General features: G+C 71.9%; 22 protein-coding genes. 13 read left to right on the top strand and 9 right to left on the bottom strand.

Annotated features, from left to right (window positions below; genetic code table 11):
• Positions 1-82 precede the first annotated feature (82 nt).
• The 3 genes from ACN26Y_RS05320 to ACN26Y_RS05330 all read left to right on the top strand — a co-directional run bounded on the left by ACN26Y_RS05320 (position 83) and on the right by ACN26Y_RS05330 (position 2,637).
• Positions 83-1,762 (top strand): DNA repair helicase XPB, encoded by a 1,680-nt coding sequence (locus ACN26Y_RS05320; RefSeq protein WP_155329200.1) that lies wholly within the window; start codon positions 83-85, stop codon positions 1,760-1,762.
• Positions 1,763-1,987: 225 nt separating this feature from the next.
• Positions 1,988-2,242, top strand: coding sequence for a FitA-like ribbon-helix-helix domain-containing protein (locus ACN26Y_RS05325; RefSeq protein ID WP_155329201.1), 255 nt, complete (start codon positions 1,988-1,990; stop codon positions 2,240-2,242).
• The gene (locus ACN26Y_RS05330) at positions 2,224-2,637 is read left to right on the top strand and encodes a type II toxin-antitoxin system VapC family toxin (RefSeq protein WP_422734414.1); all 414 of its coding nucleotides are present in this window, start codon (positions 2,224-2,226) and stop codon (positions 2,635-2,637) included. The genes ACN26Y_RS05325 and ACN26Y_RS05330 overlap by 19 nt, the downstream gene beginning before the upstream one ends.
• A 68-nt stretch (positions 2,638-2,705) precedes the next feature.
• Here ACN26Y_RS05330 and ACN26Y_RS05335 read toward each other — a convergent pair whose 3' ends face one another.
• Positions 2,706-3,509 carry an inositol monophosphatase family protein gene (locus tag ACN26Y_RS05335; protein ID WP_422734415.1) on the bottom strand — a complete coding sequence of 268 codons (804 nt, stop codon included), beginning with the start codon at positions 3,507-3,509 and terminating at the stop codon, positions 2,706-2,708.
• A 14-nt stretch (positions 3,510-3,523) separates the two neighbouring features.
• Positions 3,524-3,751 carry a winged helix-turn-helix domain-containing protein gene (locus ACN26Y_RS05340; protein ID WP_196255787.1) on the bottom strand — a complete coding sequence of 76 codons (228 nt, stop codon included), beginning with the start codon at positions 3,749-3,751 and terminating at the stop codon, positions 3,524-3,526.
• 401 nt (positions 3,752-4,152) lie between these two features.
• Between ACN26Y_RS05340 and ACN26Y_RS05345 the strand changes: the two genes are divergently transcribed.
• Both ACN26Y_RS05345 and ACN26Y_RS05350 read left to right on the top strand, forming a co-directional pair.
• Positions 4,153-4,401 carry a DivIVA domain-containing protein gene (locus ACN26Y_RS05345; RefSeq protein ID WP_422734416.1) on the top strand — a complete coding sequence of 83 codons (249 nt, stop codon included), beginning with the start codon at positions 4,153-4,155 and terminating at the stop codon, positions 4,399-4,401.
• Positions 4,398-4,661: a hypothetical protein gene (locus tag ACN26Y_RS05350; protein ID WP_366601318.1), complete on the top strand. Its 264-nt coding sequence runs from the start codon at positions 4,398-4,400 to the stop codon at positions 4,659-4,661. Before ACN26Y_RS05345 ends, ACN26Y_RS05350 begins: the two co-directional genes overlap by 4 nt.
• Before the next feature lie 178 nt (positions 4,662-4,839).
• Here ACN26Y_RS05350 and ACN26Y_RS05355 read toward each other — a convergent pair whose 3' ends face one another.
• Positions 4,840-5,805, bottom strand: a complete 966-nt coding sequence (locus ACN26Y_RS05355) for a zinc metalloprotease (protein WP_422734417.1) — start codon at positions 5,803-5,805, stop codon at positions 4,840-4,842.
• 251 nt (positions 5,806-6,056) lie between these two features.
• Between ACN26Y_RS05355 and ACN26Y_RS05360 the strand changes: the two genes are divergently transcribed.
• Positions 6,057-6,182: a hypothetical protein gene (locus ACN26Y_RS05360; protein ID WP_255456152.1), complete on the top strand. Its 126-nt coding sequence runs from the start codon at positions 6,057-6,059 to the stop codon at positions 6,180-6,182.
• Positions 6,183-6,187: 5 nt separating this feature from the next.
• Here ACN26Y_RS05360 and ACN26Y_RS05365 read toward each other — a convergent pair whose 3' ends face one another.
• Positions 6,188-6,946 carry a TIGR03089 family protein gene (locus tag ACN26Y_RS05365; protein WP_155329205.1) on the bottom strand — a complete coding sequence of 253 codons (759 nt, stop codon included), beginning with the start codon at positions 6,944-6,946 and terminating at the stop codon, positions 6,188-6,190.
• Positions 6,947-7,075: 129 nt separating this feature from the next.
• On the opposite strand from ACN26Y_RS05365, the gene ACN26Y_RS05370 reads away from it, so the two are divergent.
• The gene (locus tag ACN26Y_RS05370; RefSeq protein WP_422734418.1) at positions 7,076-8,212 is read left to right on the top strand and encodes a hypothetical protein; all 1,137 of its coding nucleotides are present in this window, start codon (positions 7,076-7,078) and stop codon (positions 8,210-8,212) included.
• Positions 8,213-8,276: 64 nt separating this feature from the next.
• Here the strand turns inward: ACN26Y_RS05370 and ligD (ACN26Y_RS05375) are convergent, their stop codons facing one another.
• Positions 8,277-9,188, bottom strand: a complete 912-nt coding sequence (gene ligD / locus ACN26Y_RS05375) for a non-homologous end-joining DNA ligase (RefSeq protein ID WP_155329208.1) — start codon at positions 9,186-9,188, stop codon at positions 8,277-8,279.
• Complete coding sequence (ligD, locus tag ACN26Y_RS05380) at positions 9,178-10,119, bottom strand: non-homologous end-joining DNA ligase (protein ID WP_155329209.1); 942 nt, start codon at positions 10,117-10,119, stop codon at positions 9,178-9,180. The genes ligD (ACN26Y_RS05375) and ligD (ACN26Y_RS05380) overlap by 11 nt, the downstream gene beginning before the upstream one ends.
• Positions 10,120-10,204: 85 nt before the next feature.
• Here ligD (ACN26Y_RS05380) and ACN26Y_RS05385 point away from each other — a divergent pair, with 85 nt between their 5' ends.
• Positions 10,205-11,218, top strand: coding sequence for a Ku protein (locus ACN26Y_RS05385; RefSeq protein WP_155329210.1), 1,014 nt, complete (start codon positions 10,205-10,207; stop codon positions 11,216-11,218).
• Between the two features lie 90 nt (positions 11,219-11,308).
• Here ACN26Y_RS05385 and ACN26Y_RS05390 read toward each other — a convergent pair whose 3' ends face one another.
• The gene (locus ACN26Y_RS05390) at positions 11,309-11,701 is read right to left on the bottom strand and encodes a PPOX class F420-dependent oxidoreductase (RefSeq protein WP_155329211.1); all 393 of its coding nucleotides are present in this window, start codon (positions 11,699-11,701) and stop codon (positions 11,309-11,311) included.
• 89 nt (positions 11,702-11,790) lie between these two features.
• Between ACN26Y_RS05390 and ACN26Y_RS05395 the strand changes: the two genes are divergently transcribed.
• The 3 genes from ACN26Y_RS05395 to ACN26Y_RS05405 all read left to right on the top strand — a co-directional run bounded on the left by ACN26Y_RS05395 (position 11,791) and on the right by ACN26Y_RS05405 (position 14,273).
• Positions 11,791-12,492: an FKBP-type peptidyl-prolyl cis-trans isomerase gene (locus ACN26Y_RS05395; protein ID WP_230688887.1), complete on the top strand. Its 702-nt coding sequence runs from the start codon at positions 11,791-11,793 to the stop codon at positions 12,490-12,492.
• 145 nt (positions 12,493-12,637) lie between these two features.
• Complete coding sequence (locus ACN26Y_RS05400; protein ID WP_155329213.1) at positions 12,638-13,495, top strand: SCO6745 family protein; 858 nt, start codon at positions 12,638-12,640, stop codon at positions 13,493-13,495.
• Positions 13,496-13,619: 124 nt separating this feature from the next.
• Positions 13,620-14,273 (top strand): HAD family hydrolase, encoded by a 654-nt coding sequence (locus tag ACN26Y_RS05405; protein WP_155329214.1) that lies wholly within the window; start codon positions 13,620-13,622, stop codon positions 14,271-14,273.
• A 53-nt stretch (positions 14,274-14,326) separates the two neighbouring features.
• Here ACN26Y_RS05405 and ACN26Y_RS05410 read toward each other — a convergent pair whose 3' ends face one another.
• Positions 14,327-14,506: a hypothetical protein gene (locus ACN26Y_RS05410; RefSeq protein WP_155329215.1), complete on the bottom strand. Its 180-nt coding sequence runs from the start codon at positions 14,504-14,506 to the stop codon at positions 14,327-14,329.
• 196 nt (positions 14,507-14,702) lie between these two features.
• Between ACN26Y_RS05410 and ACN26Y_RS05415 the strand changes: the two genes are divergently transcribed.
• Positions 14,703-15,728 carry an NADPH:quinone reductase gene (locus tag ACN26Y_RS05415; protein ID WP_366601410.1) on the top strand — a complete coding sequence of 342 codons (1,026 nt, stop codon included), beginning with the start codon at positions 14,703-14,705 and terminating at the stop codon, positions 15,726-15,728.
• A 176-nt stretch (positions 15,729-15,904) separates the two neighbouring features.
• Here ACN26Y_RS05415 and ACN26Y_RS05420 read toward each other — a convergent pair whose 3' ends face one another.
• Entirely contained in the window at positions 15,905-17,554 is a 1,650-nt protein-coding gene (locus ACN26Y_RS05420; protein ID WP_155329216.1) for a fatty acid--CoA ligase, read from the bottom strand.
• A gap of 83 nt (positions 17,555-17,637) precedes the next feature.
• Between ACN26Y_RS05420 and ACN26Y_RS05425 the strand changes: the two genes are divergently transcribed.
• Positions 17,638-18,129 carry an NUDIX domain-containing protein gene (locus tag ACN26Y_RS05425; protein WP_155329217.1) on the top strand — a complete coding sequence of 164 codons (492 nt, stop codon included), beginning with the start codon at positions 17,638-17,640 and terminating at the stop codon, positions 18,127-18,129.

Here is an 18,129-nt window from a genome sequence, read left to right on the forward strand (position 1 = left end):
TGCAACACTGGATGGTCGGCCCGCGGCAGGTCACGTCCGCACCCGGCGGCCGACGACCCGAGATCGAGGAGAGGCGCTTCCCGTGAGTGGTGGACCCCTGATCGTGCAGTCGGACAAGACCCTGCTGCTGGAGATCGACCACCCCGACGCGCAGGCCTGCCGGATGGCGATCGCCCCGTTCGCCGAGCTGGAGCGCTCCCCCGAGCACGTCCACACGTACCGGCTGACGCCGCTGGGCCTGTGGAACGCGCGGGCCGCCGGCCACGACGCCGAGGCCGTGGTCGACGCGCTGATCAAGTACAGCCGCTACCCGGTGCCGCACGCGCTGCTGGTCGACGTGGCGGAGACGATGGACCGGTACGGCCGGCTCCAGCTCGCCAACGACCCGGCCCACGGTCTGGTCCTGCGGGCGCTGGACCGGGTGGTCCTGGTCGAGGTCGCCAAGAGCAAGAAGCTCGCCGGCATGCTCGGCAACAAGATCGACGACGACACGATCGCCGTGCACCCGTCCGAGCGGGGCCGGCTCAAGCAGGCGCTGCTCAAGCTGGGCTGGCCGGCGGAGGACCTGGCCGGTTACGTCGACGGCGAGGCCCACCCGATCGAGCTGGCGGAGGCCGGCAAGGACGGCCGGAAGCCGTGGACGCTGCGGTCGTACCAGCGGGAGGCGGTGGAGGCGTTCTGGGCCGGCGGTTCGGGCGTCGTGGTGCTGCCCTGCGGGGCGGGCAAGACGCTGGTCGGCGCGGCGGCGATGGCCGAGGCGAAGGCGACCACGCTGATCCTGGTCACCAACACGGTCGCCGGGCGGCAGTGGAAGCGGGAGCTGATCGCCCGCACGTCGCTGACCGAGGAGGAGATCGGCGAGTACTCGGGTGAGCGCAAGGAGATCCGCCCGGTCACCATCGCCACGTACCAGGTGCTCACCTCGCGGCGCGGCGGCGCGTTCACCCACCTGGACCTGTTCGGGGCCCGCGACTGGGGCCTGGTCGTCTACGACGAGGTGCACCTGCTGCCCGCGCCGATCTTCCGCTTCACGGCGGACCTCCAGGCCCGCCGCCGGCTGGGCCTCACGGCGACTCTGGTACGCGAGGACGGCCGGGAGGGCGACGTGTTCAGCCTGATCGGCCCCAAGCGGTACGACGCGCCGTGGAAGGACATCGAGGCGCAGGGCTGGATCGCCCCGGCCGAGTGCACCGAGGTGCGGGTGACGCTGACCGACGCGGAGCGGATGGCGTACGCGACCGCGGAGGCCGAGGAGCGCTACCGGATGGCGGCGACGGCGCGCACGAAGCTACCGGTGGTTCGCGCGCTGGTGGAGCGGCACCCGGGCGAGCAGACGCTGGTGATCGGCGCGTACATCGACCAGCTGCACCAGCTCGGCGAGTACCTGGACGCGCCGATCGTGCAGGGGTCGACCACGAACAAGGAGCGCGAGCGGCTGTTCGACGCCTTCCGGTCGGGTGAGCTGCGCACCCTGGTCATCTCGAAGGTCGGGAACTTCTCCATCGACCTGCCGGAGGCGGCGGTGGCGATCCAGGTGTCCGGCACCTTCGGGTCACGGCAGGAGGAGGCGCAGCGCCTCGGCCGGGTGCTCCGCCCGAAGGCCGACGGCCGGCAGGCGCACTTCTACACGGTGGTCGCCCGGGACACGATCGACACCGAGTACGCGGCGCACCGGCAGCGCTTCCTCGCCGAGCAGGGGTACGCGTACACCATCGTCGACGCCGACGACGTCCTCGGCCCGAAACTGCCATCGGTCGACTGACCAGGATCGACCAACTCGACTTACCGGAAGTCGGGCCGTTCGAGCTGGTCGGACACCCCGACTTCCGGGAAGCCGAGTCGATCACTGTGCGGGAGCAATAGACCGCCGGTCCGAGCGTTTCTCGCGGTCGCTTTGGAGCTGATGTCGTGAATGACTCAGTCGTCAGCGCATTCCCGATTCGGCAACGAACTGCAGCACGGGCGCCTCTGCATGCATAATGAATGCATGGTTGCTATCCAGATCCGCGACGTGCCGGAGGAAGTGCGGGATGCCTTGGCAGCCCAGGCAAAGGCGCGCGGACAGTCACTTCAGGCGTACCTGTTGGAGTTGGTGGAGACGCAGGCTCGACGTCTCCGCAACACGGCGGCCCTTGATCGCTTCGGCGGCCGCTCGGACGGTGCGCGTTCCCTGCCTGGAGAGAGTGCCGCTGAGCTGACCGAGCAGCGGGAGCAGCGGGGGCCGTGGGGAGATGCGGCGTGATCGTGGTTGACGCGTCAGCACTTGCCGACGCTCTCGTCGACGACGGCCCCATCGGCGACGCGGCGCGGGCGGCGCTGACCGGAGATCCGCACTGGGCTGCCCCCGCCCACCTCCTGGTCGAGGTCATGTCCGTGATCAGGGGCAAGGTGCTCGGCAACAAGCTCGGCCTTGCCCGGGCGCAGGAAGCGATCGAAACACTCCCGTCGCTGGTCATCGACGAGGTCAGCACCTCGATGCTGCTCGATCGGATGTGGCAATTGCGCGGCAACCTGTCGGCCTACGACGCGGCGTATGTCGCGGTTGCGGAACTGATGGCCTGCCCACTCGTGACCGGTGATGGTCGCCTCGCCAAAGCCAGCGGCGTCCGTTGTGAGATCCAGCTGACCGCGGCCTAACCTCGATGCCGGCGACGTGGCGGCATCCGGGTAGCTCCGAAACCCCGATGCCCCCGGCATGGAGTTGATCAGGTGGGCAGGACCGGCGCCAGCAGGTCCAACAGGGCGTCGTGGTGGCGGCCGGTACTGAGCAGCGCGGTTCCGTCCCCGGCGAGCAGCGGGCGACCGCGAAGATCGGTCGCCCTCCCGCCGGCCTCCTGGACGATCAGCGGTAGCGGTGCGAGGTCTTCGTACCCCATTTCCGGGCCGGCGATCACGATCGCATCCACCAGTCCGGTGAGCAGACCCCCGATCCCGCCCAGATGACCGGTGATCCGCGTGTGCTGATGCAGCGCGAGTAACACGTCAGCGGGCCAGCCGGCCGGGTTGACCAGCTCCACTCGGGTGGCGGCCAGGTCCGGGGTATCCCGCAGCACCGGCTCCAGATCCCTGCCGTCGGTGCGGACACGGCAACCGCAGCCGCGCGCCGCGTAGATCAACTGCCGGGCGACGGGCTGGTTGATCACGGCGAGAGCGGGGCCATGCTCGTCCTCAAGGGCAAGGTTGGTGCCGAAGACGGGGATGCGGTACGCGAAGTACTTCGTGCCGTCGATCGGGTCGATGATCCATCGCCGGCCGGAGCTGCCAACCGTGTCCCCGGTCTCCTCGCCGTACACGCCGTCAGCCGGAAACCGCTCCGCCAGCTCGGTACGGATCAGCGCCTCGACGGCAACGTCGGCATCGGTGACCTCGGTTCCGTCCGCCTTGAGCGTCATCGCGAAGTCAGCCGCGAAGAACCGCTCGGCGGCCAGTCTCCCTGCTCGCTCGGCCAGCCCGACCGCGAAGTCCAGCAGCTCTCGATCGGGCGGGGGCGCGTTGATTCCCGGGCCCACCCTCGTCGACCGAGTCAGCGCTGCCTCGAATCCGCGACGAAGACGCCGCGCCCCGGTCGGCCGACCAACACACCCTGCCCCCGCAGCCTCGCCACCGCACGGTGGATGGTCGACACCGACACGTCGTAGTGGTCAGACAGCTCCTGTGTGGATGGAATCTGCGACCCGGGCTGAAACTCGCCCACCTCGATCCGCCTCAGCAGATCCTCGATCAACTCGTCCATGGTCGGCGGAATCGGCACGTGAAGGCCCCTTGCAGTCGGTTGGCCCTCCCAGTATCGAGCACCAGGTGAAAGAGCGGCAACAACTGAAAGAGGTGCAGCAGGCAGGCAGGCGCTAGCCAGATTCGACAGGTAAGAGAGCGTTGACAGAGGTGAGAGGTATCGGTAGCGTCGCTCTCGGTGATGCGGTTCCGCTGCGGTCGGTTGGCGCCTCTCGTACCGGTCTCGCATCGCCGCCGAGACCTCACCCTCCGCGCTCCCCCGGCGCGGCCCTGCCGTCGTACCGCCGATCGAGGCTGCGGTGGCAGGGCGGGGCGGTCTCCGCCGTCCCGACCGGCGGAGACCGCCCCCTCCACTCTGGCCCGATCCGACGAAGGGCGGCGACCGTGCGCAACCTGATCCGCCGGCTGACGTGCCGACGCGTGGAACCACGTCCGGCAGCAGTCCGCCCACTCCAGCGACTACGGCCCTGGCAGATCCGCGAGCGGTGCTTCAACGTACGCCGGCGCGGCCTCGATCCGGTCGAGATCCGCGCCTTCCTGCACCAGGTGGCCGACGAACTCACCGTCGCCCAGGCCGCCCTGGTCGCGGTGCAGGAGGAGAACGTACGGATCAAGAACGCGCTGCGTGCGTGGCAGAGCGCCCAGTCGGCCAACCACCGCCACCGATGACCGACCGTTGGGTGATCCACCTGCCGGTCACCGCGCCCGATCTGCACCGCGCGCGGATCTTCGCCCGTACCGCCGCCCGGGTGCTGGCCCGGCTCAGCGCCCGCGTCGAGCCGGGTGGGGTGACCGTGTCGGCCGAGGACCAGCAGTGCGTACGCCACTGGGTCTTCTGCGACCGGCCACTGCCCGGCGGCGCGCGGTGTGCGCTGCCAGCCGACCACCTGCCGCCGTGCTCGCGTCGGCTACCGCCGCGCGTCGGCTGAGCCGGGGAGCCGGCCCGGCGACGACGGCAGGCTCGGGCACATTTGATCGACTCGACATCACTGGAGTCGGGGCATCCACGGAGCGTTTTCAGCCCGACTTCAATGATGTCGAGTCGATCTACCTCCGATGCGGGATGGGCGGGCCGCTCGTGCGGCCCGCCCATCCGATACGTGCCGGTCAGTTCTTGGTGCCACCCGAGCGGAACGCCACCCAGGCGTCGCTCATCCGGTCCGCCTGGCCCGGGGTGAACATGTTCATGCAGGAGTCCTGCGTGTAGTCCATGAAGTTGTGGATCGGGTCCAGCCCGGGTGCGGCGCAGGTGTCCGCGCCGACCGGGCAGTTGAACTGCGGGTGCGCCTCGCGCGGCGTGTCCGCCACGAAGTCGCCGGAGGCGGAGCAGCCGTGCGCGAAGGTGTGCTCCAGCATCAGCCAGTGCCCCACCTCGTGGGTCAGCGTGTCACCCAGCGCATACTTGCCGGCCGTGCCGCCCGGCATCGACTCGTCCAGGATCACGACGCCGTCGATGTAGTCCCGGCCGTTGTTGTAGCCCTTCGGGAAGTACGCCCAGCCGAGCAGGCCGCCGCCGATGTTCGCCGCGTATACGTTGAGGGTGCGGGCGTCACCCGTGTACAGCGCCTTCTTCATGTCCCGCTCGTTCTTGCCGGGCACGACCGTGTACCAGTCGCTGTTCACCACCCAGTTCGTGTCGACGAGGTCGAACCGGAACGGCGTGTCGGAGGCGTCCGGCGCCGTGCTGCCCGAGAAGGAGTCGTTGAGCACCTCCATCTGGTCCGCGATCATGGTGTTCCAACGCGCCGTCTCAGTTGCGGTGAGCGGGTGGTCGGAGATCATGTGGAAGACCGTGGGGACGGTGACGCTGCCGTTGGCCAGCCGCGGCGAGTCCTTGATCACGCCGTAGGCGTTCGCCTCGTTCTTCGAGTACAGCTCCGGCTCTTTGACGGTGGCGCCCTCGGCAACCCGCGCCGCGCTGTGGCCGTGGTCATCCGGCTCGCAGGCCTCGACACCCGGGGAGGCGGTCGTCGGCGCTGCCGAGGCCACCGCGCCGGAGGCGCCGCCGCCCGCCAGGAACGTGACGGCGGTGGCGGCGAGGACCGCCGCTCGGAAAGTTGGTCTCCTGTGCATCGTTGCACCTTTCAGGGGATGGAACCGGTGCGGACCGACGCGGGGTTGCCATGACCAGGTCGATGACGTCGTCGTTCCGGTATGAGAACACGCGGTTGCCGTCCGGCAACAGACCCTGAGCAGACGAAACGCCGGACCGGACGCTGCCGGGGAGCAGCCCGGCCGCGCATGGCCGCCGCCTCCCGGGGTACGCGAGCGGAGATACCGGAATCGACATCTCCGATCTGGCGTACGCGGGAGGAGAGCATCCGATGAAGGACAGACTCATCAAGGGGCTGAAGAAGAGCACGGGTGCACTCATGGTGCGCCGCCGGCGCAGGGATGCCCTGGTCGCCAAGCCGAGCCGCTCCAAGCGGCCGGGCCGGCTCTTCCAGTGAGCCCGTCAGAGCAGCCGCGTGACGCCCTCGGCTGTGACCAGGGCGTCCCGGCGGGCCGCATCGAGATTGGCGCAGAGCACCACCGAGGCGCCGGCTGACAGCGGGGCGAGCAGCCACTTCAGCGGCTGCTCGTGCTCGGCCACGTCCACCAGCAGCCGGTCGCCGGCCCGCAGGTCGAGTTGGTCGGCCACCGCCTCCGCGATCGCACCCCACTCCCCGTAGCTGGTGCCGTCCGCGCTGGCCGGATCCGACGCGCGGATCGTCGCGTGGTCGGGCGGGGCGTCCGGGTGCCGCAGCACCTCGACGGACCAGTCGAGCCAGCCGGCGGGCACCTCGGCCAACGGTCCGGGACCCACCACGTACCGGTGCAGACCCTCCGGTACGTCCTCCAGCCAGTCGTCGAGCCGTTCCGGCGTGACGAAGACCGCGTCGTACGGCCGGTCGGCGCCCGGTTCGAGCACCGGCAGCCCGGCGGTGGCCCGCGGCCGGAACGACACCGCCATCCCGACCGCCCACGCGCCCAGGAGCACGGCGGCGGTACGCCAGTGCGGCGGCAGCAGCACCGCGACCCGGCTGCCCGGGGCCAGCCCGCACCCGTCCCGCAGCAGGCCGGCCGACCGGGCCGCCCACCGACCCAGCTCCGGCGCGGTCAGGTCGACACGCTCACCGGTCGCGCCGTCGAGCCAGGTGAGCAGCGCGGGTTCGCGGATCGCGCCCACGGTCCCGGTACTCGCGTCCGGCATCGTCGCGTCGACCCGTGCCATCGCACACCTTCCCTCCGACAGGCTCCGCCCCAGCCTACGGACCCACGTTGACGGCGGTTGCCAGACTCGTGGGCGGGTCGAGTGTCCGATGTCCACGGACCGGCCCGGCCGGGCGGGAGGGCTGCTGTCATGCGAGCTGGAGGATGGGTCGCGGCGGGAATCAGCGCGCTGCTGCTCGGCGCGGCGCTGGCCGTGCCGGGGCCGGCCGGAGCGGACCCGATCCCCGAGATCGACCCGATCGTCACCGCCACCGTCTGGGCGGACCAGCCGACCACCGCCGAGTACCCGGTGACCAACTCCTACACCGCGAACTCCACCGAGGGGGACGTGGTCGTCCGGCGTACGGGCACCGGGGCGTACACGGTGGTTCTGGAGGGCGCGGCGACGAGCGGCGGCGTCGCGCACGTGGTGGCGTACGGCGGCGGGCCGGCGCACTGCACGGTGGCCGGGTGGTACCGGACCCTGCTCGGTGGCGACGACCTGCTGATCCAGGTGCGCTGCTTCGCGGCGACCGGCGCGGCCGTCGACAGCCGCTTCGTGGCGACCTTCACCAACCGCCGGCAGATCCACCAGGGCCGGCTCGCCTGGTTCGTCACCGACCAGGCGGCGCCCAGCGGGCTGCGCACCCTGGCCAGCACCTACCGGTACGACTCCACGGGTGGGACGATCGCGTACGAGCGGCTGGCCACCGGTCACTACCGCTTCCGCATGAACCCCAACCCGGCCAGCGAGCACGGGCACCCGTACTTCCCGATGGCCCACGTCACCGCCCTCGGCACCGCCGCGGTGAACTGCCAGATCGCCTGGCCGGACTCCTGGGAGGTCCGCTGCGCCAACGCGGTCGGCACCCCGGTCGACGCCCGCTTCGCGGTCACCTACGGCGTCCGGGTCGACCTGCTCGGCCACTCGGCCGGCCCCCGCTTCGCGAGCGGCACGCTCTACGGCGAGTACGCGGGCGACGGGGTGCTCGGCGGCGACAGCTACAACTCGACCCTGGGCACGTACGGCGGCGCCGTGAAGACGCTGCTCGGCACCGGCCGCTACCAGGTGACGTTCCGGGGCACCGGGACGGCGTTCGGCACCGCCTTCGTCAACGCCCACGGGCCGTCCTCCCCCAGCCAGCCGAGCCGGGGGCACTGCGTCCTGGCCGGCTGGGGGCGTTCCGGCACGACGGACACGTCCGTCCGGGTCAACTGCTACGCCTGGCGGGGCGTGCCGGCCAACCTGAACGCCCGCGTCTCGTACACCACCTGGCCGGCAGTGTGACGTCGGCGGCGGGTGTTAAGAAGGGACCCTTCCTCTACCGGAGGCGTTAACAGGGGGCCCTTCCTTACACCGGGAGCTGGGGGCCGCCGGATAGGAGGGGGGTTAGGAGGTCGCCCTGCTTCTCCACCCGCTTGAGCACCTCGGTCGCCGTGTACGGCTTGGTCGACGGCCGCTTGCCGGCCGCGCCGGCGGAAACCTCCTCCCAGGTCAGCGGGGTGGACACCGACGGCACCGACTGGGCCCGCAGCGAGTACGGCGCGACCGTGGTCTTCGCCGCGTTGTTCTGGCTCCAGTCGATGAAGACCTTGCCTGGCCGCAGGTTCTTCGCCATCTTCGACACGATCAGCTTCGGGTGCGCCTTCTCCAGCTCCTGCGCGATGCGCTTGGCGTAGCCGGAGACGAGATCGGAGTCCTGGGTGCCGGCGATCGGGCAGCACAGCTGCATGCCCTTCTTGCCCGACGTCTTCGGGTACGACTCGATGCCGTCGTCGGCGAGCCGGTCGCGCATCAGCAACGCCACCTCGCAGCACTGCTTCAGCGCCGCCGGCGCGCCCGGGTCCAGGTCGACGACCATCATGTCCGGATGCTCGCCCACCTTCCACTGAGGGGTGTGCAGCTCCAGCGCGGCGAGGTTGGCGAGCCACACCAGGGTGGGCAGGTCGTCGGCGACCACGTAGTCGATCGTCTCCCGCCCCTTGCTGGACCCGGGCACGGGCAGCGTCTCGGTCCGCACCCAGCCGGGCGTGGCGGCCGGGGCGTTCTTCTCGAAGAAGGAGCCGCCGTCGACCCCGTTGGGGAAGCGGATCCGGGTGAGCGCCCGGTCCTCGAGGTGCGGGAGCAGCACGGGCGCGATCCGCGTGTAGTAGTCGATCACCTCGCCCTTGGTGAACCCGGCCGCCGGGTAGAGCACCTTGTCCAGGTTAGACAGCTCTAACGTGCGCCCCTCGACCTCGACGCGGAACCGCTCAGCCGGCATCCTCGACCTCCTCGGCGGGCTTGTCGGGCCGCAGCCGCAGCACCCGGGGGAAGCGCAGCCGCCCGTCCGGGGTGCGCTGGCCGTACTTCACCTCCACCACGACCCGGGGAGTTACCCAGATCGCGCCCCGGGCATCCTCGCGCGGCACGTCGCCCGCGAACGGCGACCCGCCGTCGCGCAGCGGCTCCAGTTCGCGCAGCAGCTCGCGCTCCAGGGCCGCGCCGATCCCGCCGCCGACCCGGCCTCGGTAGGTGAGCCGCCCGTCCGGCCGGGGCACCCCGACCAGCAGCCCACCGATCTTCCGCGCCCCCGGCCGCCAGCCGCCCACGACGAAGTCGCCGGTGACCTCCAGCTTGACCTTCAGCCAGTCCGGCGAGCGCACGCCCGGCCGGTAGACCGAGTCGGCCCGCTTCGCCATCACCCCCTCCAGGCCGTGCTCCCCCGCGGCCTGGTAGGTGGCCGGACCGTCGGGAAAGACCGGTGGCACGGCCCAGCGCGCGCCGCCCAGGCCGAGCCCGTCGAGGGTCGCGCGCCGCTCCTCCCAGGGCCGGCCGGTCAGGTCGACGCCGTCGAGCCGCAACAGGTCGAAGATCATGTACGTGACGGGCATGACCGCCGCCAGCCGCGCGGCCTTGTTCCGGTCCCGGACGTGCATCCGCTCGGCGAGCGCGGTGAACGAGGGCTGCCCGGTCTCGCCGAGCAGCACCACCTCGCCGTCGAGCAGCGCGTCGTCGACCTGCCGGTGCAGGGTGGCGAGTTCCGGGTACGCGGCGGTGATCTCGACGCCGGAGCGGGCGTACAGGTGCTGCCGGCCGCCGGAGATGTCGGCGAGGGCCCGCACCCCGTCCCACTTGAACTCGTACGCCCAGCCGCCACCCGCCGGGAGCTGCCCGGTCATCGCGAGCATCGGCTTGATCGGCGCGCCGGGCACGACCCGACTGTAGTGGCACGCGGAACGCCTCGCGTCCGGTTCGATCGGATGGGAGCATGGTCGATACCGGGGAAGGGAGCGCAGGATGCGGGCCATCTGGAAGGGAGCCGTGTCGTTCGGCCTGGTCTCCATCGGGGTGAAGCTGTACTCCGCCACCGAGGAGAAGGACATCCGTTTCCACCAGGTCCACCGCGACGACGGCGGCCGGATCCGCTACAAGCGCACCTGCCAGGTCTGCGGCGAGGAGGTCAGCTACGACGACATCGCCAAGGGGTACGACATCGGCGGCGGCGAGATGGTCATCCTCACCGACGAGGACTTCGCCGAGCTGCCGCTGAGCACCTCGCGGGCGATCGACGTGCTGGAGTTCGTCCCCGCCGAGCAGGTCGACCCGATCCTCTACGCCAAGTCGTACTTCCTGGAGCCGGAGGGCTCGGCCACCAAGCCGTACGTGCTGCTGCGGGACGCGCTCGTCGACTCGGAGCGGGTGGCCATCGTCAAGGTGGCGATCCGCCAGCGGGAGCAGCTCGCGACGCTGCGCGTCCACCAGGGGGTGCTGCTGCTCAACACCATGCTGTGGCCCGACGAGATCCGTACGCCGGACTTCGGCTTCCTCGACGAGGACCTGAAGGTCCGGCCGCCGGAGCTGGCGATGGCCAGCTCACTGATCGACTCGATGGCCGGCGACTTCCAGCCGGACGTCTTCACCGACGACTACCGGGCCGCGTTGCAGGAGGTCATCGACGCGAAGGTGGAGGGCCGGGAGGTCGTCCAGCCGGAGGAGGTCGAGGAGGCCCCGGCGGCGGCGGTGGACCTGATGGCCGCGCTGAAGGCGTCCGTCGAGCGGGCCCGGGCGGCCCGCGGCGAGGCGCCGGCCCGCGGCGCGGGTGAGCCGACGCCGATCTCGGCGGCCCGCTCGGCGCAGAAGAAGGCGGCCGAGAAGAAGGCCGCGAAGGCCCCGGCGAAGAAGGCGGCCGAGAAGAAGGCGGCGCCGAAGAAGGCCGCCGCCAAGAAGACGGCGGCGAAGAAGGCCGAACCGGCGAAGAAGGCCCCGGCCAAGAAGGCCGCCCCGAAGAAGGCCGCCCGCAAGACCGCCTGAGGTGTAAGGAAGGGCCCCCTGTTAACGCCAGCGGTAGAGGAGGGGACCCTTCTTAACGGTGGGCGTTAACAAGGGGCCCTTCCTTCGGTCTCAGCCGCGGCCGAGCTTGTGGGTCGGGCGGATCTTCACGATCACCCGTTCCTCGCCGGGCTGGCGGAACGGGTACGTCTCCTCCCCCAGGTACTTCTGCGCCATCCGGTCGATGTGCTCGTCGGCACCCTCCTCGACCAGCTCGGCGGTGCCCTTCACCCAGAGGGTCCGGAAGTCGTTCTCCTTGTCGGCCACCGACACCGCGACCGCCGGGTTGCGCCGGATGTTGTCGTACTTCACCCGGCCCTTGGCGGTGTTGAAGATGATGTGCTCCCCGTCGGTGTCGATCCAGACGGGTGTGACGTGCGGGGTGCCGTCGACCTCGACGGTCGCGACGTGGGCGAGCTGCGGCTCGGCGAGCAGGGCAACGTCTTCGTCGGTGAGGATCGCCATATCGGTGACGTTACCGGCGACCGCCGGTCGCGGCCCGGTGATCGTCCCGCGCACCTGACGCCTGCACACCAGGGAGCCAGGCGGGTACCGTGTGCGTCGGCCTACCCCCGGCACGCGGTGCCGGCCACCACTTCGAGCAGGGAGTCGACGCCGTGAGCGAGCGCACGCAGAACCGGTCCCAGAAGTCGGAACGGCGGCTGGCCGCCCAGCTCGCCGCGCAGAAGGCGGCCGAGAAGAAGCGTCGCCGGCAGGCCTGGGCCGGCGGTCTCGCCGGTATCGCCGTGGTGGCGGTGCTGATCACCGTGTTCGTGATCGTCGGGCGTGGTGGGGACGAAGCGGACCAGGCTGCCGGCACCCCGTCGGCGAGCGCCTCCGCGCCGGCCGCCGTTGGTGCGGGCGCCCCGCTGCCGGCCGGCGCCGACCCGGCGCTGAACACCAAGCCGGTCGTGGAGGCGGGCAAGGGCGACCTCACGAAACTGGTCGTCACCCCGCTGATCAAGGGCACCGGCCCCGAGGTGAAGACCGGGCAGACCATCACCACCAACTACGTGGGCGTCTTCTACGCCGACGGCCGCGAGTTCGACTCCTCGTGGAAGCGGGGGGAGCCGGCGAGCTTCGCGATCGGCGTCGGGCAGGTCATCCCCGGTTGGGACAAGGGCCTGGTCGGCGTGACCGTGGGCAGCCGGGTGCAGCTCGACATTCCCACCGAGCTGGCGTACGGCGCCAACCCGCCGGCCGGCGCGCCGACCGGCCCGCTGCGCTTCGTCGTGGACGTGCTGGCCGCCCAGTGACCCGGGCGGATCGTCCGGGATGTCGCCCCGGGGTGATGCAGTTGCCCACAGAGGGCTTCCGGCCCGTCACCCCCCGGCAGTAGGTTCGGCGTCACCCTGGGGCGTCGGCCGTCCCCGGGGTGACCACCGGACCGCGGAGGTGCACGTGACGGACGACGCGAGGCGGACCGCCCGCTTGATGTGGACCCACTTCGAGCCGGCGCATGCCGTCACCTACTTCCATCCGCGCGCCCGGGCGGCGTACGAGGCGGTCGGGCTGCGCGGCTACTGGCGGGGCTACTTCGCCGGGCGGGCCGCCCCGCTCGGCCCCACCGAGCCGGCGCCGGTGGTCGCCGCGTTCTACAGCTTCGCCCCGCACATGGTGCAGCGCGCCCTGCCGGCGGTGTGGAAACTGGCCACCCCGGCGGAGGCGCTGCGGGCCCGGCTGACCGGGGCCGTGCAGGCGCTCGCGGAGCTGACGTACGAGCTGCCCGAGTCGCATCTCGCCGAGGCCGCCGACCTGCTGGAGGCCGCCGCGGCCGAGGTCGAGGTGGCCGGCCGGGTGCTGGGGGCGGCCAACGCGGCGCTGCCCCGCGGCGAGTACCCGCTCGCCCGGCTCTGGCAGGCCGCCACCACGCTGCGGGAGCACCGGGGCGACGGGCACATCGGCGCGTTGGTCGCCGCCGACCTCGACCCGGTGGAGACGCTGGCCTGGCGGGTGGCCGTGGACATGTCCCCGGTCAACCTGCTGGGCCGGGGGTGGAGCGAGGAGCAGTGGGCGGCGGCGCGCGGCCGGCTCGCCGAGCGGGGCTGGCTGACGCCGGACGGCGAGCCGACCGAGCACGGCCGTGCGGGTTTCCGCGCCGTCGAGGACGCCACCGACGACGCCGCCGCCCGCCCGTGGCGGGCGCTCGGCCCGGAGCGCACCGAGCGGCTGCGCGAGCTGCTCGACCCGATCGCCCGCGCCGCGCACACCGTCATCCCGGCGGGCAGCCCGATCGGTCTGCCCGCACTCCAGGCCTGAGGTCACGGCGGAGCCGACCCGGCGACCCGCCACGCGGAGCCGGCCCCGGCGACCCGCCGCGCAGCCGGCGGCCACCCCGGCCGGGGCGCGGGCGCCGCGACCGCCCGTCCGGCAGGATGGGTACGTGGCGGATGCGGTGATCTTCGACCTGGACGGCGTGATCGTGGACTCGGAGCCGGTCTGGGAGGAGGTACGGCGGGCGTACGTGGCGGCGCACGGCGGCACCTGGCAGGCGGACACGCAGCGCCGGTTGATGGGCATGAGCACCGGCGAGTGGTCCCGCCACCTCAGCGGGGAACTGGGCGTCGACCGGACGCCTGAGCAGGTCGCCGCCGAGGTGGTCGAGGAGATGACCCGGCGGTACGCGGAGCGCGTACCGCTGATCGACGGGGCCGACCAGGTCGTGCGCCGGGTGGCCGGGCGGTGGCCGCTGGGGTTGGCCAGCTCGTCCCCGACCCGGCTGATCGCGGCGGCGCTCGCCGCGACGGGCCTCACCGACGTGTTCGGCGCGACGCTGTCGACGGAGGAGACCGCGCGGGGGAAGCCGGCGCCGGACGTGTACCTGGCGGTCGCCGAACGGCTGGGCGTCGATCCGGCCCGCTGCGTCGCGGTGGAGGACTCGTCCAACGGGGTGCGGTCGGCGGCGGCGGCCGGCATGGCGGTGGTGGCGGTGCCGCACGGGGCGTACCCGCTGGATCCGGACGCGGAGCGGCTCGCGGCGTTGGCGCTGGGGTCGATCGGCGAGTTGACGCCGGAGGTTGTCGCGCGGCTCGGCTGACCGGGGCCCCGTGGCCGCCATCGGGTCGGCGTAGGGGACGTGGTGCCGGCAGGTCAGACCGAACGGCTGCGGCTCGACCGGGGCAGGAACCGGCGTGGCGGGCGGCCGGCGTCCCACCGGCCCGGCTCGTCGATGATGGTCGCCGCCGGCGTGCCACCGCGTCCCGCGTCCCGGTCCGCCGGCCGCCCGGTACAGGCGGGTTCCGCGTCCTTCTCCAGCACCTCGTGTCGCATGGCCCCATCCCTCCCGCCAACTACCCCGTTGTACGGTTTCCGGGGCTCCGGGGATCGGTGTCCGTGGGCTCGGGTGCCGGCGAGTTCGTGAACCGGCGTGCCGCGCCCCGCACGGGCCGCGTCCGGAGGTGCCGGCATGAGCGGGGATCGGTCGGGTACGGCAGCCGACGGCGGACGCGCGGGTGAGGAGACGGGGATGAAGGCGATCGTGTACGAGCGCACCGGCGACGCCTCGGTGCTGCAACTGATCGACCGGCCGGTGCCGGAGCCCGGCCCCGGTGAGGTGCTGGTCCGGGTGGCGATCTCCGGGGTCAACCCGACGGACTGGAAGGCGCGCCGGCAGTGGCCGTTGCCGGCCGGCTGGCAGATTCCCGGGCAGGACGGCGCGGGGGTGATCGAGGCGGTCGGTGAGGGCGTCGACCAGATCCGGATCGGCGAGCGCGTCTGGTTGTGGGAGGCGGCCTGGCAGCGGCCGTGGGGCACCGCCGCCGAGTACACGGTGGTCCCGGCCCGCCAGGCGGTACGCCTCGGCAGCGCCTCCTTCGACCTGGGCGCGTGCCTGGGCATCCCCTTCCTGACGGCGCACCGCTGCCTGACCGCCGGCGAGTACATGCCGGACAAGCTGCACGCGGGTGCGCTGAGTGATCACACGGTGCTGGTGCAGGGTGGCGCGGGCGCGGTCGGGAACGCGGCGATCCAGCTCGCCCGTTGGGCCGACGCGTGTGTGGTCGCGACGGTGAGCAGTGCCGAGAAGGCGCAGCTCGCGGCGGCGGCCGGGGCGGACTTCGTGGTCAACTACCGCGAGCAGGACGTGGTCGAGGAGGTCCGCAAGATCGCGCCCGACGGGGTGCACACGATCGTCGAGGTGTCCGCCGCGCGTAACGCCCCGGCCGACGTCCAGTTGCTGCGGCCCGGCGGCGCGGTGTGCGTGTACGCCGACGACGGCGGCGAGGAGGTGACCCTGCCGATCCGGCCGCTCATGGTGCCGAATGCCCGCTGGCAGTTCGTGCTGGTCTACACCGAGCCGAAGGCGGCGAAGGCGCAGGCGGTCACGGACGTGTCGGCGGCGGTCGCGCAGGGCGGTGTCCGGGTGGGTGCGGAGGCGGGGCTCCCGCTGCACCACTACTCGCTGGCCGCGGCTCCGGCGGCGCAGAAGGCGGTGGAGGATGGTGCGGTCGGCAAGGTGTTGATCACCGCTGCCGGGGACGAACAACCCGGGTGAGCTGGCGCTTTTATCCATAGCCGGGACAGAGGCGAACAAGTTTCGCAAGAATGACGGTGCGGGTCACCCCCGCATGGACGGGCGGCCCCGGCGCGGTGCGAACGCCGGGGCCGCCCTTAGGGGAGGGATGTCTCCAAAGAGCCCTACCCCAAGAGGCGACGGTGCGCCTCGAAACGTTACGGCGCCGCCAGCTCGCGAACCTCCAGGCCGCCCTCGGCGTACCGGGACCGGACGACCTTCTTGTCGAACTTGCCCACGCTGGTCTTCGGCACAGCGTCGATCACGGCCCACCGCTCGGGCAGCTGCCAGCGCGCCACCGACCCGGCGAGGTAGTCCCGCAGCTCCTGCGCGCCGGCGGTCGCGCCCTCGCGGAGCACCACCGTGGCCAGGGGGCGCTCGCCCCACCGCTCGTCCGGCACGCCCACCACGCAGGCCTCGACGACGTCCGGGTGGGCCATCAACGCGTTCTCCAGCTCCACCGAGGAGATCCACTCACCGCCGGACTTGATGACGTCCTTGGCGCGGTCGGTCAGCGTGATGAAACCGTCCGGCGAGAGGGTGCCGACGTCCCCCGTCCGCAGCCAGCCGTCGCGGAACTTCTCCTCGTCCGGCACCTCGTCACCGACGTACCGGCCGGTCACCCACGGCCCGCGGACCTCCAGCTCGCCCACGGACGTCCCGTCGGCGGCCAGCGGCTCGCCCAGCGGACCCACGATCCGCGCCTCGACCCCCGCGGGGACCCGGCCCTGGGTGTAGCGGTACCGCCACGCGTCCTCGCCGCTCGCCCCGGCCGGCGGGCGGGCCACCGAGCCGAGCGGCGACGTCTCGGTCATCCCCCAGGCGTGGATGACGCGGATGCCGTGGCGCTCCTCGAACGCGTGCATCAGCGCGGGCGGGCACGCCGAGCCGCCGACGATCACCTCGGCCAGCGAGGCGGTGTCGACGTCGTGGCTGTCCAGGTACGCCAGCAGATCGGTCCAGATGGTCGGCACGGCACCGGCCAGGGTGGGCTGCTCGACGGTGAGCATCTCGGCGATCGGGGCGGCCTGGAGGAACCGGTCCGGCATGACCATTGACGCGCCAGAGAGGAACGCCGCGTACGGCAGGCCCCACGACATGGCGTGGAACATCGGCACGATCGCCAGGACCCGGTCGCGCGGCCCGAGCCCGAAGGACTCCGGCATGCAGACCTGGAGGGAGTGCAGGTAGATGGAGCGGTGCGAGTAGGCGACCCCCTTGGGGTTGCCGGTGGTCCCGGAGGTGTAGCAGAGAGCGGCGGCGTCACGCTCCTCCACCTCGGGCCAGTCGTAGGTGTCCGGCCGGCCGTCCAGCAGGGCGTCCCAGTGGTGTACGGAGATCCGGTCCCCGGCCGCCGCCACGAGCGGCGCCGGGTCGCCGCCGCCGACCACCACCACGTGCCGGAGGGTGGTCATCTCGCCGATGACCTTCGCGAGCAGGGGGATCAGCGTCGAGTCGACCAGCACCACCCGGTCCTCGGCGTGGTTGGCGATGTACGCGACCTGGTCGGGGAAGAGGCGGATGTTGAGGGTGTGCAGCACCGCCCCCATGCTGGGCACGGCGAAGTACGCCACGAGGTGCTCGGCGTTGTTCCACATGAAGGTGGCGACGCGCTCGTCGCCGGTCACGCCGCACTCGTCGCGCAGGGCGTGGGCCAACCGGGCCGCCTGGCGGCCCACCTCGGCGTACGTCATCCGGCGGGGTTCGGCGCCGGTCCAGGTGACCACCTCGGCCGCGCCGTGCACGGTGGAGCCGTGGTCGAGGATCCGGGAGATCTGGAGGGGGGCGTCCATCATCGTGCTACGCATGAGTAACAAGCTAGTGTCGGCGGTCACAGCTTGGGAACCCCGGATCTCCGGACCGCTCCGGCGTCGCTGCGTAGATTGTCCGGGTGAGCATCTCCTGGGCAGAGTCGTACGTCGGGCAACTGCGCGCCCTCGCCGGCGACCGCACGCTGATGTTCGTCGGCGCCCGCGCGGTGGTCCGGGACAACGCCGGCCGTGTCCTGCTGATCCGGCGCTCCGACAACGGCCAGTGGGCCATGCCGGCCGGGGCGATGGAGCTGGGCGAGTCGATCGCCGACTGCGCCGTCCGTGAGGTCCGGGAGGAGACCGGGCTCCGGGCGCTGCGGGTCAGCGCGTTCGCCCTCTACACCGGCCCGGACCGCACCCACACCAACATGTACGGGCACACCTACCAGATCTTCACCACCGCGTTCCGGGTGGAGGAGTGGGACGGCGAGCTGGCCCGGATCACCGACGAGACCACCGACGCCGGCTTCTTCAACCGCACCCACCTGCCCAGCCCGTTGTCGGCCAGCGTCCCGGAGACCCTCGCCGACCTGGACGTCTTCGAGCAGACCAACCGCCTGATCCTCAAGTAG

This window comes from Micromonospora sp. WMMD558 (assembly GCF_049315255.1).
In the GTDB taxonomy this organism is placed as follows: Bacteria; Actinomycetota; Actinomycetes; order Mycobacteriales; family Micromonosporaceae; genus Micromonospora.

Bases quoted from the DNA above. Each gene is read 5' to 3' on its own strand.
- ACN26Y_RS05325 (WP_155329201.1), top strand. From the start codon at position 1,988: ATGGTTGCTATCCAGATCCGCGACGTGCCGGAGGAAGTGCGGGATGCC.
- ACN26Y_RS05350 (WP_366601318.1), top strand. From the start codon at position 4,398: ATGACCGACCGTTGGGTGATCCACCTGCCGGTCACCGCGCCCGATCTG.
- ACN26Y_RS05355 (WP_422734417.1), bottom strand. From the start codon at position 5,805: ATGCACAGGAGACCAACTTTCCGAGCGGCGGTCCTCGCCGCCACCGCC.
- ACN26Y_RS05360 (WP_255456152.1), top strand. From the start codon at position 6,057: ATGAAGGACAGACTCATCAAGGGGCTGAAGAAGAGCACGGGTGCACTC.
- ACN26Y_RS05365 (WP_155329205.1), bottom strand. From the start codon at position 6,946: ATGGCACGGGTCGACGCGACGATGCCGGACGCGAGTACCGGGACCGTG.
- ACN26Y_RS05370 (WP_422734418.1), top strand. From the start codon at position 7,076: ATGCGAGCTGGAGGATGGGTCGCGGCGGGAATCAGCGCGCTGCTGCTC.
- ligD (WP_155329208.1), bottom strand. From the start codon at position 9,188: ATGCCGGCTGAGCGGTTCCGCGTCGAGGTCGAGGGGCGCACGTTAGAG.
- ACN26Y_RS05385 (WP_155329210.1), top strand. From the start codon at position 10,205: ATGCGGGCCATCTGGAAGGGAGCCGTGTCGTTCGGCCTGGTCTCCATC.
- ACN26Y_RS05390 (WP_155329211.1), bottom strand. From the start codon at position 11,701: ATGGCGATCCTCACCGACGAAGACGTTGCCCTGCTCGCCGAGCCGCAG.
- ACN26Y_RS05410 (WP_155329215.1), bottom strand. From the start codon at position 14,506: ATGCGACACGAGGTGCTGGAGAAGGACGCGGAACCCGCCTGTACCGGG.
- ACN26Y_RS05415 (WP_366601410.1), top strand. From the start codon at position 14,703: ATGAAGGCGATCGTGTACGAGCGCACCGGCGACGCCTCGGTGCTGCAA.
- ACN26Y_RS05420 (WP_155329216.1), bottom strand. From the start codon at position 17,554: ATGCGTAGCACGATGATGGACGCCCCCCTCCAGATCTCCCGGATCCTC.